16 protein-coding genes are annotated in these 22,062 nt (G+C 57.5%); 9 read left to right on the top strand and 7 right to left on the bottom strand.

Features of this window, described 5'->3' with window-relative positions:
* Positions 1 to 25: 25 nt before the first annotated feature.
* From uxaC to ade, 6 genes are all read left to right on the top strand, one after another.
* The gene (gene uxaC, locus IMCC12053_RS01230) at positions 26 to 1,435 is read left to right on the top strand and encodes a glucuronate isomerase (protein ID WP_062220709.1); all 1,410 of its coding nucleotides are present in this window, start codon (positions 26 to 28) and stop codon (positions 1,433 to 1,435) included.
* A 49-nt stretch (positions 1,436 to 1,484) separates the two neighbouring features.
* Positions 1,485 to 2,309 (top strand): 5-dehydro-4-deoxy-D-glucuronate isomerase, encoded by an 825-nt coding sequence (gene kduI / locus IMCC12053_RS01235; protein ID WP_062220712.1) that lies wholly within the window; start codon positions 1,485 to 1,487, stop codon positions 2,307 to 2,309.
* Between the two features lie 10 nt (positions 2,310 to 2,319).
* Positions 2,320 to 3,063 (top strand): 2-dehydro-3-deoxy-D-gluconate 5-dehydrogenase KduD, encoded by a 744-nt coding sequence (kduD, locus tag IMCC12053_RS01240; protein ID WP_062214953.1) that lies wholly within the window; start codon positions 2,320 to 2,322, stop codon positions 3,061 to 3,063.
* Between the two features lie 62 nt (positions 3,064 to 3,125).
* The gene (locus IMCC12053_RS01245; RefSeq protein ID WP_062214955.1) at positions 3,126 to 4,577 is read left to right on the top strand and encodes a mannitol dehydrogenase family protein; all 1,452 of its coding nucleotides are present in this window, start codon (positions 3,126 to 3,128) and stop codon (positions 4,575 to 4,577) included.
* 186 nt (positions 4,578 to 4,763) lie between these two features.
* Complete coding sequence (locus tag IMCC12053_RS01250; protein ID WP_062214957.1) at positions 4,764 to 5,729, top strand: precorrin-2 dehydrogenase/sirohydrochlorin ferrochelatase family protein; 966 nt, start codon at positions 4,764 to 4,766, stop codon at positions 5,727 to 5,729.
* Positions 5,730 to 5,750: 21 nt separating this feature from the next.
* Entirely contained in the window at positions 5,751 to 7,445 is a 1,695-nt protein-coding gene (gene ade / locus IMCC12053_RS01255) for an adenine deaminase (protein WP_062214959.1), read from the top strand.
* A gap of 21 nt (positions 7,446 to 7,466) precedes the next feature.
* Here ade and IMCC12053_RS01260 read toward each other — a convergent pair whose 3' ends face one another.
* From IMCC12053_RS01260 to IMCC12053_RS01285, 6 genes are all read right to left on the bottom strand, one after another.
* On the bottom strand, positions 7,467 to 9,356 hold the full coding sequence (locus tag IMCC12053_RS01260; protein WP_062214961.1) for a bifunctional sugar phosphate isomerase/epimerase/4-hydroxyphenylpyruvate dioxygenase family protein: 1,890 nt from the start codon (positions 9,354 to 9,356) through the stop codon (positions 7,467 to 7,469).
* Positions 9,357 to 9,466: 110 nt separating this feature from the next.
* Positions 9,467 to 11,263 (bottom strand): thiamine pyrophosphate-binding protein, encoded by a 1,797-nt coding sequence (locus IMCC12053_RS01265; protein ID WP_062214963.1) that lies wholly within the window; start codon positions 11,261 to 11,263, stop codon positions 9,467 to 9,469.
* A 1-nt stretch (position 11,264) separates the two neighbouring features.
* Entirely contained in the window at positions 11,265 to 12,671 is a 1,407-nt protein-coding gene (locus tag IMCC12053_RS01270; RefSeq protein ID WP_062214965.1) for an aldehyde dehydrogenase family protein, read from the bottom strand.
* A 32-nt stretch (positions 12,672 to 12,703) separates the two neighbouring features.
* A complete protein-coding gene (locus tag IMCC12053_RS01275) occupies positions 12,704 to 13,546 on the bottom strand; it encodes a sugar phosphate isomerase/epimerase family protein (protein WP_062214967.1) in 843 nt (280 codons plus the stop codon).
* Positions 13,543 to 14,490, bottom strand: a complete 948-nt coding sequence (locus IMCC12053_RS01280) for a hydroxymethylglutaryl-CoA lyase (protein ID WP_062214969.1) — start codon at positions 14,488 to 14,490, stop codon at positions 13,543 to 13,545. Before IMCC12053_RS01280 ends, IMCC12053_RS01275 begins: the two co-directional genes overlap by 4 nt.
* A 220-nt stretch (positions 14,491 to 14,710) precedes the next feature.
* Complete coding sequence (locus IMCC12053_RS01285) at positions 14,711 to 15,568, bottom strand: shikimate dehydrogenase family protein (protein ID WP_062214971.1); 858 nt, start codon at positions 15,566 to 15,568, stop codon at positions 14,711 to 14,713.
* Between the two features lie 372 nt (positions 15,569 to 15,940).
* Here IMCC12053_RS01285 and aroQ point away from each other — a divergent pair, with 372 nt between their 5' ends.
* Positions 15,941 to 16,375 carry a type II 3-dehydroquinate dehydratase gene (gene aroQ, locus IMCC12053_RS01290; protein ID WP_062214973.1) on the top strand — a complete coding sequence of 145 codons (435 nt, stop codon included), beginning with the start codon at positions 15,941 to 15,943 and terminating at the stop codon, positions 16,373 to 16,375.
* Positions 16,376 to 16,496: 121 nt separating this feature from the next.
* Positions 16,497 to 17,531, top strand: a complete 1,035-nt coding sequence (locus IMCC12053_RS01295; RefSeq protein WP_062214975.1) for a Gfo/Idh/MocA family protein — start codon at positions 16,497 to 16,499, stop codon at positions 17,529 to 17,531.
* Positions 17,532 to 17,573: 42 nt separating this feature from the next.
* Here the strand turns inward: IMCC12053_RS01295 and IMCC12053_RS01300 are convergent, their stop codons facing one another.
* Entirely contained in the window at positions 17,574 to 19,631 is a 2,058-nt protein-coding gene (locus IMCC12053_RS01300; RefSeq protein ID WP_062214977.1) for a hypothetical protein, read from the bottom strand.
* 1,375 nt (positions 19,632 to 21,006) lie between these two features.
* Between IMCC12053_RS01300 and dusA the strand changes: the two genes are divergently transcribed.
* Entirely contained in the window at positions 21,007 to 21,987 is a 981-nt protein-coding gene (gene dusA / locus IMCC12053_RS01315) for a tRNA dihydrouridine(20/20a) synthase DusA (RefSeq protein WP_074906197.1), read from the top strand.
* The last annotated feature ends 75 nt before the right edge of the window (positions 21,988 to 22,062 follow it).

The following is a 22,062-nucleotide window of genomic DNA, read 5'->3' on the forward strand; positions in this document are numbered from 1 at the left end:
CGGATGATAACGGAGAGACATGCTCATGGCGCTTCTGAACGACGATAGGCTATTTCCGGTGGACGGCCGTGTGCGCGATCTTGCGCGCGACATTTATGCTGGCATCAAAGACTTGCCAATCATTTCGCCCCATGGCCATACCGATCCGCGTTGGTTTGCGCTCAACGAGAATTTCCCTGACCCCGCGCGCCTGTTCGTGACACCAGATCACTATGTATTCCGGATGTATTGCTCCCAAGGGGTTGATCTGGCGACCTTGGGTGTGCCGCGTGCCGATGGTGGTGAGACGGAACAAGACCCGCGCAAAATCTGGTCGGTGTTTGCAGAGCACTTTTACCTGCTGCGCGGAACGCCCTCGAACATGTGGCTCACACATGCGTTTCAAGAGGTGTTTGGTCTTGATATCCCGTTCGGGCCGCAAACCGCGACCGAGTACTATGATCACATCGATGCCTGTTTGAAATCCGATGACTTCCGGCCCCGTGCCCTGTTTGAGCGGTTCAATATCGAGGCTATTTCAACCACGGAAATGGCGCTTGATGATCTGAAATATCACCGCATGATTGCGGACGGCGATTGGAACGGCACGGTGATCTCCGCCTACCGTCCCGACGATGTTGTGGATCCGGATTTCGCGGGCTTTACCGACAATGTGCTCAAACTGGGCGAATTGACGAGGGAGGACACCGCGTCATGGACCGGTTATCTCAATGCGCACCGTGCGCGCCGCGCCTATTTCAAACAGGTTGGGCGTGTGACGTCCTCGGATCACGGGCACCCTAGCGCGCGCACCGAGAACCTCGATCCTGCGCAGGCCTCCGAATTGTTCCAAACCGTTTTGTCGGGCAAGGGCACAGCCGATGAACGCGATGCATTTCGCGGGCAAATGCTGACCGAGATGGCAAAGATGTCCATCGACGATGGGTTGACGATGCAAATCCACGCGGGCGCACATCGCAATCACTCTGGGCCAGTGGCTCAGATGTTCGGGCGCGACAAAGGTTTTGATATCCCCTCGCAAACGGAATTTGTGAACAATCTCAAGCCGCTGCTGCAAGCCGTTGGGATGGAAAAAGACCTTCGTGTTATTTTGTTCATGCTCGACGAGACCACGCAAAGCCGCGAATTGGCACCGCTTGCGGGGGTCTATCCTGCGCTACGTCTCGGCCCGCCATGGTGGTTCTTTGACAGCTATGAAGGCATGAAGCGGTTTCGCGAAAACGTCACGGAGACGGCAGGGTTTTACAACACCGTTGGCTTTAACGATGACACGCGTGCGTTTTGTTCGATCCCTGCACGTCATGATGTGGCGCGCCGCGTTGATGCGGGCTATCTTGCCGAACTGGTGGCCACGGGGCGGCTTGGTGCGAGTGAGGCCCATGAGGTTGCACATGATCTGACCTACCGATTGGTAAAAGAGGCGTACAAGCTTTGATCTTTAAGCCAAGCTACTGAATTTAATACAAAAGGACGATAATATGACCATTCTCAATGTCGAGACCCGCCACGCCATTCACCCCGATCATGCAAAGGGCATGGACACGCAGGGGCTGCGCGACAATTTCTTGTGCGAGGGGATGTTCAAAGAGGGCGAGATCAACCTCGTCTACACCCATTATGACCGATTTACGGTGGGCGGTGCGGTGCCTGCGGGCGGATCGCTCACCCTTGATAAGGTCGAAGAAACCCGTACCGCGACCTTTCTTGAGCGCCGCGAAATGGGCATCGTCAACATTGGCGGCGCCGGCACGGTCGAGGCCGGTGGTGAAAGCTTCGCCATGAACGAGGGCGATGTGCTGTACCTCGGTATGGGGTCGGGGGCGGTGACGTTCACAGGGCAGGGGCGGTTTTACATCACGTCATGCCCTGCGCATCACGCCTATCCCTCGCGCCTTGTGACGGTGGCTGATGCCGCCAAAATGGAATTGGGGGATGCGGCGACCTCCAACAAACGCACGATCAACCAGTTCATCCATCCGCTCGTGATGCAAAGCTGTCAACTGGTTCTGGGCTATACCGCGCTTGAGGAGGGATCGGTTTGGAACACCATGCCTGCGCACGTGCATGACCGCCGTATGGAGGCCTATCTGTATTGGGGTATGGACGAGGCGAGCCGCGTCTTGCACCTAATGGGCGAGCCACAAGAAACCCGCCACATGTTTGTTGCTAACGAGGAGGCCATTGTGTCGCCCACATGGTCGATCCATTCGGGTGCGGGCATTGGCAAATATAACTTTATCTGGGCCATGGCGGGCGACAATGTCGATTACACGGACATGGATTTTGTCCAACCGTCCGAGCTGCGCTAAGGGGGTAATGATGTCTGATCTGTTTTCTCTAAAAGGGCGCAAAGCTCTTGTGACCGGTGCCAACACGGGCATTGGACAGGCCATCGCGGTGGCCCTCGCGGGCCAAGGCGCGCATGTGATCTGTGCCGGACGCCGGACCTGTGACGAGACCGTGGCATTGATTGCGGCGACGGGCGGCAACGGTGAGAGCCTCTTGCTTGATTTCGCTGATCCGATGGCCGCAAAGGATGTGTTCACAGGCGCAGGGATCGATATCCTTGTGAATAATGCGGGCATCATCCGCCGCGCCGATAGCGTGGACTACTCCGAGGAGGACTGGGACGCGGTGATCGATGTGAACCAAAAGGCGCTGTTTTTCACCTGTCAGGCATTTGGCCGCGAATTGATCGCACAGGGCAAAGGGGGCGCGGTGGTCAACATTGCCTCGCTCTTGTCGTTTCAGGGCGGCATTCGCGTGCCGGCCTACACGGCGTCGAAACACGCGGTGGCAGGGATCACCAAAATCCTCGCCAACGAATGGGCAGCCAAAGGGATCACCGTCAACGCCATCGCGCCGGGGTATATCGCCACGAACAACACCGAGGCGCTGCGGGCCGATGAGGACCGCAATTCGGCAATTCTGGCGCGTATTCCTGCGGGCCGTTGGGGCGATCCTGATGACATTGGTGGCACTGCCGCTTACCTGTGTTCCAAGGCTGCCAAATACGTCACGGGCGCTGTGCTCAACGTCGATGGCGGTTGGCTCGCGCGCTAACTCTATGCCCGTGCCTGCCGCATAGGGCGGGTGCGGGGTTTTCTGTTTTAAAGGTCTCCCCAATGACTGATGTCACCGCCTTGCAACGCTTGTCGCGCACAGATGCGCCCAAACCCGCCGTGGGTGTGATCCACCTTGGCCTTGGCGCGTTTTACCGCGCCCATGGTGCGATTTACATCGCCGAGGCAATGGCGAAATCAGGTGGCGATTGGGGCATTATCGGCGTGTCGCTCAAAAGTCCGACACAGGCGGAGCGCCTTAAACCACAAGGTTGCGCCTATACCGCGCTTGAACTGGCCCCAACTGGCCGCATTGCCCACCACGTCGAGATCGTCCAAGACGTGCTTGTCGCCCCTCACGATCCCGCCGCCGTTCTCACAGCGATGGCGGATGAGGCGGTGAAAATCGTCACGCTCACCGTGACGGAAAAAGGATACTGTCACGAGCCATCCACGGGGCGGCTCAACCAAAATCATCCCGATATTCAACAAGACCTTGCCGATATCGCCAACCCTGCCTCTGCGCTCGGGTTTTTGGTGCGCGCACTAGACATCCGCCGTGCGGCGGGTCTGCGTCCCTTTACGGTGCTGACCTGCGATAATCTGCCGGATAATGGGCGTGTTGTGCGCGGTGTTGTGTTGGAGCTGGCGGAGCTGATTGATCGCGATTTGCGCGATTGGATTGCCTCTGAGTGTCGGTTTCCCGCCACGATGGTGGACCGCATTGTGCCCGCAACCAAGCCTGAAGATATCGACGCACTCGGGGCGGATATCGGCAAATACGATGCTTCCCCCGTGATGATGGAACCGTTCCGCCAATGGGTCGTGGAAGACGATTTTGTGGACGGTGTGCGTCCTGATCTGGGCGCGGTCGGTGTTCAATTGGTCGCTAATGTGACGCCGTTTGAGGATATGAAGTTGCGCTGTCTCAATGGCACGCATTCGTCGCTGGCCTATCTTGGATATCTGGGGGGGCTTACGACGATATCGGACACCGTGGCCGATCCCGATTACGCCGCCTTTGTCAAAGGGCTGTGGCGCGACGAGATTATCCCCGGTTTGACGCCGCCCGAGGGTGTTGATCTTCACGCCTATGCGGATGCGTTGTTGGCGCGCTACCAAAACCCCGCAATCCGTCATTTGACGTGGCAAATCGCGATGGACGGGTCGCAAAAGCTGCCCCAGCGGATTTTGACGCAGGTGGGTGAGGGGCTTGACGCGGGGCGTCCTATGGCGGGGCTCATCCTCGCAGTGGCGGCATGGATGCGCTATGTGGGTGGTGTCGATGATGCGGGCGCGCCGATTGATGTGCGTGACCCCATGGCGCAGCGCCTTAAGGCATTGTCGGATGCGGGGGCCGCGCCCCAAGATAAAGTGCAAAACCTCTTGGGCCTGAACGATATCTTTCCTGTGTCTCTCACGGGTAATGCGGTCTTTGTTGCGGCTGTTACAGAGGCCTACACCGGACTTGCGGCGCACGGCGCGCGCGTGATGGTCGCACGGGCGATCTCATAGGGGCGATCGCATAGGCTTGAGCGCAGGGTCCACCACATCGTTTCGCCAGATTGACCGATGATGAAACCCTGTGCGCTTTCGCAAGGTTAAGTCAAAAACGCTGACTTTTTTATGCGTCTTCCTCTTGTATTGGCGGTGGGCGCGGTCAATTCTAGGGCAACAGTAGAATTTTGCCCAAGGCGCCCCATGAACTTTTTCCCGATGTTTTTACGAATGACCGACCGTGATGTCGTGGTCGTGGGCGGTGGCGAAACAGCGGCTCAAAAGGTCCGGTTGTTGCGAAAGTCAAAGGCGCGCATCACCGTGCACGCGCCTGATTTATGCAGTGAATTGCGCACCTTAGTGACGTCTGGCGATATCTCAGTGGTCAACGGGGCGCTGACATCCGCCACGTTTGAGGGCGCGGCCTTGGTCTTTCTCGCAACGGGATGTCCGGGGATCGATGCAAGCCTATATCCCATTGTGCGCGATGCACGCGCCTTGGTGAATGTGGTGGATCAGCCCGAGTTGTGTGAGGCCAACACGCCCTCGATCGTGGACCGTGCGCCGCTTGTCGTCGCAATCGGAACCGAAGGGTCCGCGCCTATTCTGGGGCGTCAGATCAAAACGCGGATCGAGGGAATTCTGGAGCCTGATTTAGGCCGTTTTGTGCGTCTTGCGGGTGGATTGCGGCCCACTGTTGCGCGCTTGGTCCCAAAGGAGCAGCGGCGCGGATTTTGGCGGTGGGTCTTTGCCGGACCGCCGCGCCATCTGTTCACAACCGGTCACGAGATCGAAGCCTCCGAATTGATTGGCGCAGCCATTGGTCGCAATGGCGCGCCGGATCAAAGCACGGGTGGGGTCTTGAGCCTTGTCCCCTATGTGACGCGGGTGCCAGATTTGTTGACATTACGCGCGGTACAACGCCTTCAAGAGGCGGATTTGGTTATTCACCGCAAAGAGGACACGGCGCTATTAGAACTGGCGCGGCGTGATGCCGAGCGGATGATCATCGCCGATACGATGAATGCGATGATTCAGGCCCAAGCGGCTGTTGCGTTGGGCGAACGTGTTGTATGGATGATGCCCCTGAGTGATTTGGCGGGGGCGCGTAAATTGATTTCATGCGACTACGAAGTGCTGCCCCACACGCAAATTGACGGTATCATCTAACCCGACGACACGAGGTGCGACATGAGCGATCTGGAGATACGCATTGCCCAAGCCCGCGGTGATATCCCCGCTGATATTGTGCTTAAGGGCGGCCGCATTTTTGATTTGATGACGGGTGAGTTGATCCACGGGGACGTGGCCATGTGTGGCGACCGCATCGCGGGGGTGTTTGACAGCTACACGGGCGTGCGCGAGATTGATGTGACGGGCAAAATCCTTGTTCCGGGGTTCATTGACACACATCTGCATATCGAAAGCTCGCTTGTCACCCCGTTTGAATTTGACCGCTGCGTGACGCCGCGCGGTGTCACGACCGCCATTTGTGATCCCCACGAGATTGCCAATGTCATCGGTCTTGACGGTATCCGCTATTTTCAGGCGGCGTCCGAGCGCACCTTGATGGATATCCGCGTGCAATTGTCGTCTTGCGTGCCGTCGACCCATATGGAAACCGCAGGGGCCACGCTACTGGCGGGTGATCTGCAACAGGTCATGGGGCATCCGTCCGCCATTGGTCTGGCCGAATTCATGAACTACCCCGGTGTGATCCACCGCGATTCCGAGGCGATGAAAAAGCTGCGCCTGTTTGAGGACGCGCATATTGACGGGCATTGCCCACAACTGTCAGGCCATGATCTCAACGCCTATATCGCCGCAGGGATCCGCACCGAACACGAGGCCACAACGGTCGAGGAGGCCCGCGAAAAACTGCGCAAGGGGATGCGGGTGTTGATCCGTGAGGGGTCGGTGTCCAAAGACTTGCATGCCCTGCATCCGTTGTTGACCGATTTGACCTCGGCCTACATGTGCCTGTGCACCGATGACCGTAATCCGCTTGATATCGCGGAATCCGGCCATCTGGATCACATGATCCGCACATTGATCGCGCTTGGCTGTTCGCCTTTGGCCGTGTACCGCGCCGCCACACTGTCAGGGGCGGAGGCGTTCGGCCTCAAGGATCGCGGCATGATCGCGCCATCCAAACGCGCCGACATTGTGGTGCTCGATAGTTTGGAAGGCTGCAACGCGTCGATGGTCTTTGCGGGTGGCGTCGAGGTCACGGACGCCGCATTTGCCGCGCGCGATATCTTGCCGCCTGTGGCGCGCAATTCGGTTCAGGCCCCGCGTGTTGTAGCGGAAAGTTTTCGCTCAGGCGGCAACCGCGAACAAACGGATGTGATCGGCATTCTTGAGGGAAAGATCATCACCGAACACCTGATCGAAACGATCCCCATTGTGGATGGTGACAAGCGCCCTGATCCCGTCCGCGACCTCACACGCATCACCGTGATCGAGCGTCACGGCAAAAACGGCAATATCGCAAGCGGCTTTGTCAAAGGCTTTGGAATGACGGCGGGAGCAATTGCCTCGACCGTCTGTCACGACCATCACAATATCGCCTGTGTTGGCGTCGATTACGCCGATATGGTCATCGCCGCAAACCGTATGAGCGAGATCGAAGGCGGGTTTGTGGTCGTGAGCGATGGCAAGGTTTTGGCCGAACTTGCGTTGCCCGTGGCGGGGTTGATGAGCCTTGAGCCGTTCGAGACGGTCCATGCCCAACTTGTCGACTTGCGCGCGGCGGCTCGCACGTTGGGTGTCACACTGGAGGAGCCGTTTTTGCAACTGGCGTTTCTGGCTTTGCCGGTGATCCCCGCGCTCAAAATCACCGACCGTGGCATGGTCGATGTGCGCAAGTTCGAGATTATCAGTTAGGCACGCGGGCGCGCCGCAGGTTTAGGTGCGCGGCATGCCTGCGGGGCGCGACAGACGCTTGAGGGCGGCGGTGCGCGCCGAGGCGTTGACCGCGCCGTACCCGTCATATCCATCGACGCGCTGCACGATTTCGAAAAAGAAACCTTCGCCGTAAGGTTTTGAATACATTTGTAGAAATGCACCATGCTCGTCTTCGTCATACAGGATGTTGTGCGCTTGCATTTCGGCCAGTGTGTCCGCGTCAACATCTGCGCGCGCGGCCAGTTCGCCGTAGTAGTTTTCAAACATTGGCAGGCTTTCAAACCCGTTGTTGGCAAGTGCCTTGGCCGTTGCAAAAATATCGTCCGTCTCCATTGCGATGTGTTGCACAGACGAGCCGAAACTGTCCGCGACAAACCGACCGGCAAAGGTGCGGTGGCTCTCCACACCGTTCATGGTCAGGCGGAATGTGCCGTCTGGGCTTTGGATAGCGCGGCTATGAACCACGCCGCCCGGATCGGCGACATCCACCTGTGGCGTGCGTTCCAGATTGAAAATCGACGTGTAAAACAAAGTCCACGTCAACATCTCGTCGTGTTTCATGGTTTCGGCAAAATGATCAATGCGCATCAGGCCCACGGGTTTGGCGTCTTTGTCCACCATTTGCATGAATTCTTGGTCCCACACCTGTGCCAGATTGGACGATTTGTCGAGCAGGTGCAGGACTGATCCGCCCACGCCGCGCACGGCGGGGATATTGAGTTCGCCCTCGCCAAGGCGCTGTGAGAACAGGTTCGCGCCGAGCGCTTGGGCGCGGGCCTTGGCGGCCTGCGCATCGGCAACGTTGAGCCCCACATCGCACACACAGGTGCCATGCATGACATAGGCAGAGTGAGCAAATCCCTCTTGTTCGGTGTTGATCACGATGTTGATGTCGCCTTGTGTCCAGAGGCTCACCGCTTTGTGGATGTGTTGACCCGAGCGCGAAAAGCCAAGTGTATGCAACATCTTACCAAGGGTTCCGGCCTCTTTTTCGTTGGCCGCAAATTCGACAAACTCGACGCCGCGCACGTCCACGGGTGCCGGCATCGCGGGCAAATCAAGATCAAGGTCCGGCTCAATTCGGCGCAGATCATCCATCAGTTTGACGAGGGAGCGGTGCCCGTCCGCGGCAATCACACGCGCCGAGCCACCGCGAAACTGATCGTTGAGTATTTCGAGAGACAGCGGCCCTGCGTAGCCCGTCGCCATAACCGCGCGCAAGAAAGACACGATGTCTAAATCCCCCTCACCGGGCATATTGCGAAAATGGCGTGACAGGTATTCAAGGCCCATATCGATGTGCGGCGCGTCCGAAAGTTGAACGTGAAAAATCTTGTTACCGGGAATATCGCGGATGGTGTCAGGGTCCACTTTGGCGGCGAGTGTGTGGAAACTGTCGAGGATCAGGCCCACGGATGCATGATCGGCATGGCGCACAATGTCCCACGCATCACGGTGATCGCGCACGTATTTGCCCCATGCGCGCGCCTCATAGCCAACGCGCAATCCGCGTTTTGCGGCCCGCGCGCCCAGTTCGTTAAAATCGTCCGCCAGACGGTCAACGCCGCCCGTGGCCTGTGCGTGTGTCGAGGAGGAGATCAGCAAAAGATCGGTGCCCAGCTCGCTCATCAAATCGAATTTGCGCTCGATCCTGTCAAACGCTTTGGTGCGTGCCGCGCCGTCCAGTCCCTCAAAATCGCGCACCGGTTGAAACAGGTCGATCGTCAATCCGTGATCCGCAACAAGGCGGCCCACATCGCGCGGCGCTCCGTCAAAGGTGATGAAATCCTGTTCGAAAATTTCAATCCCGTCGAACCCCGCATTCGCAATGGCTGTCAACTTCTCTTGGAAGTCGCCCGAAACGGATACTGTGGCAATCGACGTTTTCATAGGGTCACCTTTATGAGTGAACTGGTGTTGGTTTGGTGGCGCGTTTAAATGGATTATATCCGCGAGTTTGCAAATATCCCATTGAATTCAAACGCGCCGCCGATGTGATTTTAGGCGGTCGAAACGTGACCGACACCGCCCTCGGGGGAATAGATGTCGAGGATGTTCCAATGCCCTGTTGTGGGGGTCGGATTGTTGATCATCGCCACGTCGATCACGGTCGGACGGCCTGATGCAATTGCCGCCTCAAGGGCCGGTTTGAACGCCGCAGCCGATGCAGGGCGCACCCCGTCACAGCCATAGGCGCGCGCGATTGCGGCGTAGTCCGGTGTTTGCTCCATCACGTCATTGGCTTTGGCAAAGGTTGTGCCATAGGTCATGTTGTAATGGGCTTTTTGCAGCCCCGCGATGGTGCCGAACGCGTTGTTGTTCATCACGACCCAGATCACCGCCAACCCTTCGGCGGCGGCCGTGGCGAGGACGGCGGGGTTCTGACCAAATCCACCATCGCCCACGAGAGAGATCACAACCCGCTCGGGGGCGGCAATTTTCGCGCCAATCGCCGCAGATGGACCAAAACCCATCGTGGCAAACCCGCCTGGGATCAAGATCGAGCCGGGGGTGAGAATGTCGAACTGTTGTGCGACACCGTTTTTGTTCCATCCCACATCAGAGGTCAGGATCGCGTCATCGGGCATGGCCAGACGCAGATCGGCAAGGATGCGTTCGGGCATCATCGGGAAGGCGTCCGAGGTCTGCATCTCGGTGTTGGCGGCTTTGAATGCGGCGCGAAACTGTGCAATCTCTTCAATCACTTCGGGGCGTTTGATGCCGTTTGGCGCCATATCCTTCGCCACGCGCACCAACACCTTTAGGGCCGATTTCAGATCCGCCACTGCGCCGATTTCGACGGGATAGTTGCGCCCGATTTCTTGGGGTTCGATGTCGATGTGGATCAGTTTGGACGCGCCGTCCGCGATGTTAAACGTATACTCGGGATACCATGACGAACAATCAGCCTCTTTGAACCGTGTGCCAAGGCCCAAAATCCAGTCGGCTTTGAGTGTGGTTTTGTTGGTCAACGTCGTGCCCCAAAATCCGGTCATGCCGAGCACAAGCGGGTGCGTGTCTGGCACGCAGCCTTTGCCCATCAACGAATGCGAGACGGGCAGGGAGAGGTGATCGACAAGCTCTTTGAGCTCATCCCAAGCGCGCGACAGAGCCACGCCGCCCCCTGCGTAGATGACGGGATTTGTGGCTGACAACAGCGTGCCAATGATCTCGCGCGCGGTCTCATCATCGATGGACGGCTTTTTGAGCGCTTTGGTGTTGGCGCTTTGTTTGTCCCACAATGCATTGTCGATCTGTGCGGAGAAATAATCCATCGGCACATTGACCAAAACCGGACCGGGCTGGCCGCTTTCGGCCAGTTGGAACGCTTTTTCCATGATTTCGGGCAGCAATTCGGGCGTATCCACGCGCCACGCGCGTTTCACAAAGGGGCGGTAGATTTCATATTGCGCGCCATCGGCGTGCAAGTTGACCTCTTGGTGCGGATGCTTGCCGTAATAGTAGGACGGAATATCACCCGCAATCACCACCATCGGAATGCAATCCAGTGCCGCGTTTGCCACGCCTGTGGCCGCGTTGGTCAGGCCGGGCGACAGGTGCGATAAGACCACGGAGGCCTTGCCCGTCACGCGCGCATAGCCGTCTGCTGCGTGGCTCGAGATTTGTTCGTGGCGCACATTGACGAACTCTAGGCCGCTGTCCGCCATGGCCGACAAAATGGCGATATTGGTGTGACCACATAGGCCAAAGACGTGTTTTGTTCCGCGCTCTTCGAGATAGCGACACAGTTGATTGGCAATCAGATCCTTGCCCGCTTCGATGTTTTTAGCAACCATCTTACATCACCTCCGTGTTATAGAATTCGCCGAACAGCTCCGCGTCGGACGGGCGATCTTCGGCAATTGGACGCGCGACCCATGTGACGTTCATGTAATGCTTGAGCGAGACGTTTTCGTTGGTGACGTTGCCGCCCCAGACGCCACACCCGAGCGAGGATGTCATGGGCATGCCGTTGTTGAATGCCCCTGCGTTGGCTTTGGATTGCGGCTGACGCACCATGATGCGCGAGACGGGCGCATTCATCGCGTGCTGCAAGATGTGATCCTCATTGAACGAGTAAATTCCGCACGAATGCCCCTTGCCGCCAACCTCATAGATCGCGCGCACCTTGGCCTTCGCGTCTTCAAAGTTGGTGAATTTGTAAAGCGCCATTGTGACAGAGAGTTTTTCGCCCGAGAACTTGTGCTCTTTGCCGATGGCCTCTTGTTCGACCATAATGAATTTGCGGTCATCAGGGATGGTGAAGCCTGCGAATGTGGCGATGTCTTGGGCGGCAATGGCGACCGTTTCAATGCGCCGTCCGCCGTCCTCTTTCCATAACGCCCCGGCAAGTAGAGCTTTTTCATCGGCGTTACACAGGTAGCCGCCCTCGGAAATCAGCGCCGCTTTCATCTCGTCATAGATGTTTTCGGAGATGATCAGGTTACCATCCGCCGAACAGCCAGAACCGAAATCTGAGGTTTTGGAGATACGCGAATTCATCGCGGCCTCGGCCACATCGGCGTCCGCGTCGATCACCATCGTCGCATTGCCCGCCCCCACGCCATAGGCGGGTTTGCCCGACGAATATGCGGCTTGGACCATAGGTTTTCCGCCCGTGGCCATGGTCAGATCGCAGATGCTCATCAGGTAGTTGGTGAGCGGAATTGACGGGGTTTCAACGCATTGGAACATGTCGCGCGGCGCGCCCAGTTTTGCCAATGTCTCGCGCATCACCCGCACCATTTCGAACGTGGTTTTCGCCGCACGCGGGTGGGGGGAGAAAATCACAGCGTCCTTACATTTAATTGCGTAGATACCGGTCACCGGAGGTGTGAGTTCCGGGTTCGTTGTGGGGATCAAGGAGGCAATGACACCCGCAGGTTTGCCGATTTTGGTCAGACCTTTTTCGGGGTCTTCCTCAATAATACCTACGGATTTTCCGCGTAGCGCATCGCGCAGGACGCCAAGGATTTTACCGCGTTTGCCAACGCGCCCCGCACGGTCCCCAATGCCGCTTTCGTCCACGCCCATTTGCGCGATCCGCACAAAGGTTTCCTCATTGCCGCAGTTCCACCCCAAAGCCTGTGCCAAACGGTCCACCTGCTCTTGGGTGTAGTCGGACATGTCGTCCATTGCGGTGCGCGCGCGCGCGAGCATGGCGTCCGCGGTTGCTTTTTCGTCCGGTGTGAGGTCTCTGGCCATGTGGCTCTCTCCTTGGTCTGTTGGGGCGGGGGTTAGCCCAGAGTTGCGGTGCGGGCGGGTGTTTCGCGCCCGTTAAATAGGGATTGTGCGGCATCAACACAGCGGCGCGCGTGCTCAAGCGGTCCAAGTTCGGCCATGCGTGCGGCATGGGGCAACTCGATCGACAAGGGCAGGTTGGGGAACAAATAGTTGATGGCGGAAAAATCAATTGCGCCCTCGCCAGGATACAACCGTGCATCGCGCGCGATGTGGATCATATCGTCTTTGGTATACATCACGTCGCCCGCATCACAGATGTGCAGGAAATTGATCCATTCCGATGGCACGCGTTCTAGGGCAAATAGCGGCGCTTTGTTAAAGTGCATGTAGAGCGTATCGACAAGTAAACCTTGGTTCGGGGCGCGGGTGCGGTCGAGGATTTCGAGACACTCCTCAAGCGAGGAGAGCCGCGAGAATGCGGGAAATTCAAGGTTCACGGTGATCCCGAACGGACGGGCCAGTTCACAGATTTCCGCAAACCGCTCGACAATGAAACTGCGATCGTTGCGCACATCCGTCCATGCCGAACAAATGGCCTGTTTCGCGCCGAGTTCCGCCCCTGCCTCAAACGCGGGGAGGAATGATTTTGGATCAAGAGTGCGCAAAATGCGAAACAGCTCGATATCAAACACCTTCATCCCTGTTGCGGCCAAGGCGGCTTTGGTCTCGCGGATCACTTGGGGTGAGGCGGGATCAATGTCCGGCTCGCCTGCGACACCCAAATGAAACAGGCGGTAGGACACATAGTCATAGCCGGCATCTGCGGCGATATAGGTTTGCTCGGGCGGCGTCAGACCAGGAACCGTGAGATAGGACAGGGCAAAGTCGTGGCTCATTGTGCGGCCTCACTCATGTGGACCCATGGAGGTGCGGGAACATGGGAGACACGCGCAGGCAGCGTGCGCCCAAGTAGGGCTTCGGCGCGCTGAACCGGTGCGCGCAGAGCGTCCCAATTGATCCCTGTCTCATAGCCCATTTCACCGCATAAAAATGCGGCGTCCTCGGTGGCGATGTTGCCCGTTGCCTTGGGTATGAACGGGCATCCGCCCAATCCGCCCATGGCCGCGTCGAAAATCCGAACGCCCGCCTGAAGTCCTGCAAGCATATTGGCCAGCCCGAGCCCGCGCGTGTCGTGCAGATGCAACGAGAGTGCAACATGCGGGGCGACCACGGCGCGCAAGGCGATGCACATCTCGTAGACCTGACGCGGGTTTGCGAGGCCGGCGGTGTCGGCGATGTTGATCTCTGATACGCCCATGTTGGAAAATTCGCGCGCCATATCCATGACCACGGCGGGGCTGATCTTGCCCTCGAACCCACAGCCCAATGCGGACTGGATCCCCGCGCGCACGGTGACGCCCGAATTGAGCGCCTTTTCAATCACGGGACTGATCCGCGCACGACCCTCGGCCACAGTGCGATTGGTGTTCTTCATCGAATGGGTTTCGGAGGCGGAGGCGGAGATCGACAGATGCGTGAGGCCCACGGCCAAAGCGCGATCCAGCCCCGATTGGTTCAACACGAGCGCTGTGTAAATCACGCCCTCACGGCGCGGCATCGCGGCGCATAGGGCATCGGTGTTGGCCATTTGCGGCACATAGTCGGGGTGCACGAATGAGCCGACCTGAATACGCGTGGCGCCTGCCGCCTCGATATCTGCCAGAAAGGCGCGCTTTTCCTCGACCGAAAATACGCGCTTTTCGTTTTGCAAACCATCGCGCAAAAACTCGTCCTCGATGAGGATAGCTCCACCAATCCGGTCATTTGATGTATCGAACATGTATCCTCCCCGAGCGACCGCGCAGCGCAAACAGCGCGGCGGACGGGCAAAGATTATGTCAGCTAAAAAAGAATGACGAATACCAATATTTGCGATTAGGCATACATAATGTTAATTTTTGGATTGGGATAATCGGGGCGGCGCGGCGTAGATCTGGCCCATGAAAAACGGGCAGGCTCGATGTGAGCCCGCCCGCTAACGATCGCAAAATGTGCGTGGTTTACGCGGTTTTTAGGAGATGCGCACGTAGGGTGGCGTGATCGGTGATCTTGACGCCCGTGAAGATCTCGTAGGCATCGACGCCTTGCCAATAATACAGCTCATACCCTGACATAAACGCAGCGCCCGCCGACTCTGCTTGTGCTTTGAACGGCGTGTTTACGGGGGTATAGACCGCATCGAAGGCCCATGTGGCGGCCGGAAATGCACCCTCTGGCACGGGTGATCCGCCGTAGCCGACCATGCCAAGGGGGGTGCAGTTGATCACGCCATCTGCGCGTGCAAGATCGTCAAGGGTGCCAACACGCGCCAATGTGACGCCGTTGATCGAGGCGTCGTGCGAGGCGTCGTGCGAGGCATTGAGTGCATCCGCCAACTCTTGGGCTTTGGTCGTGTCGGGGTCGATCAGTATGATCTGTGAGGCATTCAGGCGCTTGAGGCCGAATGCCACCGCTTTGCCCACGCCGCCCGCGCCGAACATGACCACGCGCCCCGGTGCAATATCACCAAGCGTGTCGCGAAACCCCGCGATAAAGCCGCTGAAATCCGTATTGTAGCCCTTTGGGCCGTCCTCGGTAAACAAAACCGTATTGCACGCGCCGATCCGCGCAATGTCGGGATCGTCGATCGTCAGCTTTGCGACCACGCGCTCTTTGTATGGCAATGTGATGTTGAGGCCGCGGTAACCGCTGTTCAAAGCATTGGCGAAAGTGGTGTCAAATTCGGTGCCCAAATCGGCCGGAATGAGGCGCTGATAGTCGACATCCAAACCGGTCATTTCGCCGCAAAAGTGATGCAGGTTTGGCGCGCGGGACGCCTTGATATTGTCGCCGATCAGGCCGAGTTGGATCTGTGCCATGGGGTATCCTCACACGAAATTTAAGGCGCGCGCGGCGCGGTGTGCGCAAGCTGACGAGAAATTTGGATGAACGCAACGGTTTTGATGGAGGGGTGGTTTCGCATGGGATTTCCAAGGCTGATAATCTAGTAGTTTACATGTAAAACATATAGATGCGCAGCGTTTTTAATCTAATACTGCAATGCAAGACATCCCGCGATGCTCTCCAGTTCACGTCGAATCGTAGCGCTACAGGATCACAAACACACCGCGCGTGCGTATCCGCCTCTAGCGCGATTGCCTCTAATCGGTCATATCCATGGGACAGCTTTTGTGGGGCGGGATGTCTCGCCATGCCCAAGCTTTCTCGCGATCCGAAAAAGGACAGACCAGATGACCAAGACCATCTATATTATGAACGGCCCGAATTTGAACCTGCTTGGCAAACGCCAGCCCGATATCTACGGCCATGACACGCTCGACGATGTCGAACGCATGTGTGCGGATGTCGCCAAAACGGGCGGGTTTGCGGTCAAGATGATGCAATCCAACTATGAGGGTGGCTTGGTCGATTTTATCCATGAGGCGCGCGAGCACGCGGCGGGGATTATTCTTAATGCGGGCGCGTATACCCATACCTCTGTGGCGGTTCTGGATGCTCTGAATACCTTTGAGGGGCCAGTGATTGAGCTGCACATCTCACAGGTTCACAAACGCGAGTCCTTTCGTCATCATTCCTACATCTCCATGCGCGCGGACGCTGTAATGGCGGGATTTGGCGTGAATGGATATGCTTTGGCCACGCAACATATGGGCACGTTGATCTAAGGGCACGCGTTTGCGGCCGCCTCTGAGTTAACATGATGTTTGCCTCAAGGCGCATTTTGGTCCTTGGGTTATTTGCCCCATGCTTTAGCGTGTGGGAACGGGATATGAGGGAGACAGACATATGAGCACGCGGATTGCCGTTGCGGGTGCGGGCCTGATCGGAAAACGTCACGCCACGGCCATAGTGGCGGCCAAGGATGTTGAGCTATCGGCCATTGTTGATCCAACGGATGCAGGGCGCGCCTTTGCCGTTGAGATGAATGTGGCGTGGTATGCGACACTCGACGCCATGTTTGCCGCCAATGTCGCGGATGGGGTGATCCTTGCGGTGCCCAATACGGTTCATGGTGAGACGGCTCTAGCTTGTGTTGCGGCGGGGATGCCCGCGCTGGTTGAAAAGCCGTTTACCACAGATGTGGCCGAGGGGCGCGCGGTTTTAGCGGCAGCACAGGCGGCAGGTGTCGCACTGTTGACGGGTCATCACCGCCGCCATAACCCGTTGATCACAAAGGCGGTTGAAGTGGTGAAATCTGGCGCGCTTGGCACCTTGACGGCGGTGCAGGCGCAAACATGGTTCCTCAAACCTGATCCCTATTTCGATGTGGAGTGGCGGCGGCACAAGGGCGCGGGACCGGTGTATTTGAACCTCATCCACGATATCGACGTGCTCCATGCGCTGTGCGGCCCGATTGAAAGCGTGCACGCGATGGAAAGCAACTTTGTGCGTGGAAATGAGGTCGAAGAAACGGCTGTGATCTTGCTCAAATTCCGCTCTGGATTGCTTGGAACTGTGAATGTGTCGGACGCCGCGGCGGCGCCGTGGTCGTGGGAATTGACCGCCCGAGAAAACGCACATTACGCGGCCACGTCCGAGAATTGCTACTGGATTGGGGGGACAGACGGCTCCTTGGCACTTCCAAATCTCGCGCTGTGGTCGCATGCGGGCGAGAAGGGATGGTGGGATCCCATCACGATGACCAAACCGATCTTTGAGTTTGACGATCCGTTGGTTTTACAGGCGGCTCATTTCGGACGCGTGATCCGTGGCGAGGACGCGCCGCTTGTCAGTGGTGCGGATGGGTTGGCGGCGGTCGAAGTGATCGAAGCGGTGAAACGCTCAGCCGCCACAGGACAAACGGTTCACATATTCGCTTAGTCGTGGTCAGGGTGACGCCCCCAGTGAGGGGGCGTCACAGGTTCAACCAATGCCCAGAAGGGCGAGCAGTGGCAAAAAGGCCATCGCGATCCCCGAGCCGCCAGACGCCTCAAGGGCGCGGCCAACAGGATCATCATCCTCCTCGACCGGATCAAGGTAGGGTTCATCATCGGGTGTGGGCAGATCGACGGTTGGGATGTCATCCACCGACAAAAGCGACATGGCAAAGGCGTTGGGCGCGGGTGGGGTGCTTGTCAGATCGGCGGGTTGCGCGTCCTGTGGCTGTTCAAAATCACCCTGATCTGTAACCGCGTATTCACTCTCAAACGGTGTCGGGTCTGACGGCTCATTGATAACGCTCGGTGTGGCATCATCCGCAGTCGCGCTCAATGGTTCGTCTTGATCGACGACATTGGCGGCAAAGAGACCGTTTGTCATAACCATCGGGGCGGGCGCATCGACCGGCGCTTCTTGCTCCGGTGTGACAACATCCCCCGCGCTTGCCTCATCGATCAAATCGTCGAGAAGCGTTGCGGCGTCCATACCCGCGCCCGCACTGTTTGCGGCGTTAAACGTGTCGGCAAAGTCATCTGTCGGCACAACATTGGTAATCACCACCTGCAAGATTTCTCCGGGCTGTAAATCTGCGGTCAAAAAGCCGTCCTCGTAAATTTCGGATTGGTCAAGGCGCTCGACATTTGGCGAGGACAGCGTGCTGCCGGGAAGGTCGCCATCGTCCACACCCAAACGTGTTGTCTCTATTGTTCCAAATGCGGCGACGAGCTGTGAGATATCAATATCTGTCGAGGTGCTCTCTGTCTGCGAATTGGACGCGATATAGAACACAAGTTGGTCATCACCGGCAAAGCCGTGAACGTCGACATCGCCCGCTTTAAATTCGGTGTCTTGGGCAACGGGTGCAAAGTCGATCATGGATTTGCCCGGAAGCGTTTGCGACATCATCGTAAACATCTCACCGGCGGGGCTTTTCTCGTCATACTCAAATCCGGTTGCGAGCGGGTTCTTTGTGTTCTGGATCAGGGGCCACACATGCGCGACTTCGACGTCATAGGCCATGAACTCTTCGACAATATTGAGCATTTCATGCGCTTGGTAGAGGCCGTAATCCGTGAGCTTATCAAGACTCGCCACGGATTTCTGGTTCCATTCCGTGATATAAACCTTGAGATCTTCGAAGCCTTCTTTGTCGAGCCATTGCTCTTCGATCATGCGTAAATCACCCGTGCGGGTGTGCGCCATATCTGCGCCGCGCGAATACAAGTGCGAGACAATACCGTCCGCTGCTGCCGCTTCATCGGCGTTAAACTCGGCCTGAACCAGCGCATTGTTGATCCCGCCCCAGTTCATATTGCCACTTGCATAGATAAAGCCGTCATCAATGCCCGCATCGGGATAGCGCAGCGCGAGATCCTCAATGGTATCTTCGGCGGACCATCCGTCATAGGCGTCGGACAACCGTGCATCGCCGTAGTTGTAGCCCATTTGAAAGACGACATCGATTTCGCTCGTGTCACCGCCGCCCTGTACGATGACGGTGTCTAACTCATCGCTGATAATCTCACTCATCTGGGAGGCCACGCGACCATACTCGACCGAGGTCATAGCGCCGCATCCCCAGTATTCGTTGCCAATTTCAAACGCTGAAATCTCGGCATCGCCGTACACGCCGGAAGAGACATCATTGATAAACGTGCGCAGTTCGGCCTCGTCGATCTGGGCAAAGCGGTTGCCATTCGCGTCAACCTCATCGCCAAGGTTTTTGTTGACCGGCACGACGATTGTCACCGTGTGGTCGTTGTCAGAGGCATAGGCCATGAAGTCAGAGATTGGGATAAACGGTATCGTCTCTCCCGTGCTTGGATCAACCACATAGTCCGCGTCTGGGTTTGCAATATCGAACATGTATTCGGTGATCGCGCCGCCCGGGTAGCGGATGTCTGTCACACCCAACGCCTCGATGGCCTCCGCGTAGGATCCATCGCCCGTAAGGTCGCCGCGAGAGGCCAGAACGTTACCGCCAAACAGCGATGATTGCGCGGCTTCGCCGGTGAGGTCTGCGGGGTTAAGTGTGATGACCATGTTTGGCCCTCCGTCGAATGAACTGAAAAACTCACAAAAGGATCGAGTGTCAGCGGGACGGGGATTGGATGGTGTGCCCGCGATTTATCGCGGCGAAGCTGGTGTGCGTGCGGCGTCGTGTGCGGGCCTTTGGCCCAGTTTGATCACATGCGCGCAGCACGATGGGAGCGGTGCCCAAAGGGGGCACAGTCCTGAAACCAGTCTCGTGGCGGGGTCCATCCAAATGGAACGTCCGTTGACGTTTTGACGGTGACCCGTTTGTGTGTCGGGCGGCGCACGCGAGGCATGCAGGCCAGACAGGGACGCGGTCACCCTCACGCGGTCTGCGTCAGGGCGGGGGGCGGATGAGGCGGATCATCATGGCCATCGCGTCACCCCCCCCCCCCGCACAAGGGTGAGGTGCGGATGCAGTTGCCCGAGGGCGCGCCACGCACGGCGAGAAAACAACCTCAGTGGCCGCGCGAAAAGCTTGACGTGTCGCGATATGTCTGAACGCGATATCTGCGATTTTCAGGTCAAAAATCTGCGTCATCGTGCGTCCTTTCGTGGGCATAAAGTCGGTCGTTGTCGTCGTGATCCGTGTGTGCGTCCGCTCGTCTGACGGGAGCGGGGCCGCGGAACACTGCTGTTTGGTCTTTGTCGTGTCGGGCCGCTTTTGGTGGCGCGTAGACATGCGAATGGGCTTGCCGAAATTGGAAAGTCATTGGCACACACAGCCAAAAAGAGCAGATAGAAAAGTCGTCAGATCGTAGGGTGCCCGAACCGCAATAACGGTGCGAAACTTGTTAATTTACATATTGTTAACGCAAATTCTTTGCGTTTGGTTCGGGTCGCAACGCCCTGTGTTTTACGGGCGAGGCGCAAGATGTCTTTGACGTCCTACGCTTGATCCTATATTAACCTACTTTGTATTTTTTTGAACCTGGGCGGGGGCGGATCTTTGGTATCATTTCGACGCTGAAGCGTGGCCGGGCTTCTTTGTGGTCGCGATAAACGCATTTGGATTTTTTAAATATGCCCGTTTGGTAATTTAGAATATCCGTTGGAATTTATAAAAATACTAAAGGATATGTGATTCGTTTTTCGCGACTCGATTTGCGCGATCTCGCGGGGCATTCGTCAAATTCGCCCAAAAAATGTGCATTTAGGGTTAATCAAATGTGTACTGAGGATGTTGCGCCCATGTCGAATGTCTCCGAAGCCACACGCGGGATGCGGGTCAGGCCTATGTGTTGCTCGGGTGATCTGCGTAGGGGTGCATCCCTGCCGAAGTCCTGATAGGGAGGAAAAAACAGCCGTACATTCGGAGTGCCACGTGTCGCGCTGTCGACGTTGCGGATGTCGTTAAACGAAATATATGCCGTAAGTGTCTGAAATGAAATTAGAAAAATCTGCACGCCTAAGCGTTGCACCGATGATGGATTGGACCGATCGAAACTGTCGGGTGTTCCACCGCGTTTTGTCGCATCACACGCTCTTATATACGGAGATGGTGACCGCACCCGCGCTTGTGCGCGGCGGGGCGCGTCATTTGATTGCGTTTAACGCGGTCGAGCATCCTGTTGCGGTGCAGCTTGGGGGCTCTGATCCGGTGGAGCTGCGGGCGGCAACGACGATGTGTGTCGATGAGGGCTACGACGAGGTGAACCTCAACGTGGGCTGTCCGTCCGATCGTGTACAGTCGGGCGCGTTTGGTGCGATCTTGATGAAATCACCGGATGTGGTGGCGGCCTGCGTCACTGAAATGCAAGAGGCTGCGGGGGATATCCCTGTGACGGTCAAATGTCGCATAGGGGTTGATGATCAAGAGGCCCATGAGGTGCTGCCGGCGTTTATCGCCACGATGCGCGCGGCGGGGATTAGCCGTATGCAGATCCATGCGCGCAAGGCGTGGCTTGACGGGCTGTCGCCCAAAGAGAACCGCGATATCCCGCCGTTGGATTACGATCTTGTCCACGCCATGAAGGCGCAATTCCCCGACATGCATCTGTCGATCAATGGCGGCATTGCAACGATGGCGCATGTGCACGATCACCTTGGCGAGATGGACGGGGTTATGGTTGGACGTGCGGCGTATCACACGCCCTATGACATTTTGGGTGATGCCGATGCGCAGGTGTTTGGCGCGGACCGTGCGCCGTTGTCACGCGAGGATGTCGTGTTGGCGATGGAGGACCACATCGGGCGCCATATTGCGGCGGGTGGCAAGCTGACGCAGGTCACACGCCACATGCTCGGCTTGTTCGCGGGACAGCGCGGCGCGCGGCGGTGGAAACGGATATTGTCGGAGCGCGGCCACCACGAGGGGGCGAATTTCGATCTGGTGCGTGAGGCCTTGCCATCCAATGAGGGATAGACGCGCTTTTGCGTCACCGTGTAGATACAAAAACGCCCCCAAAGTTTGGGGGCGTTTTGCGTTGTGATGTGCGGC

The sequence above is a fragment of the Celeribacter marinus genome, from assembly GCF_001308265.1.
GTDB lineage: Bacteria > Pseudomonadota > Alphaproteobacteria > Rhodobacterales > Rhodobacteraceae > Celeribacter > Celeribacter marinus.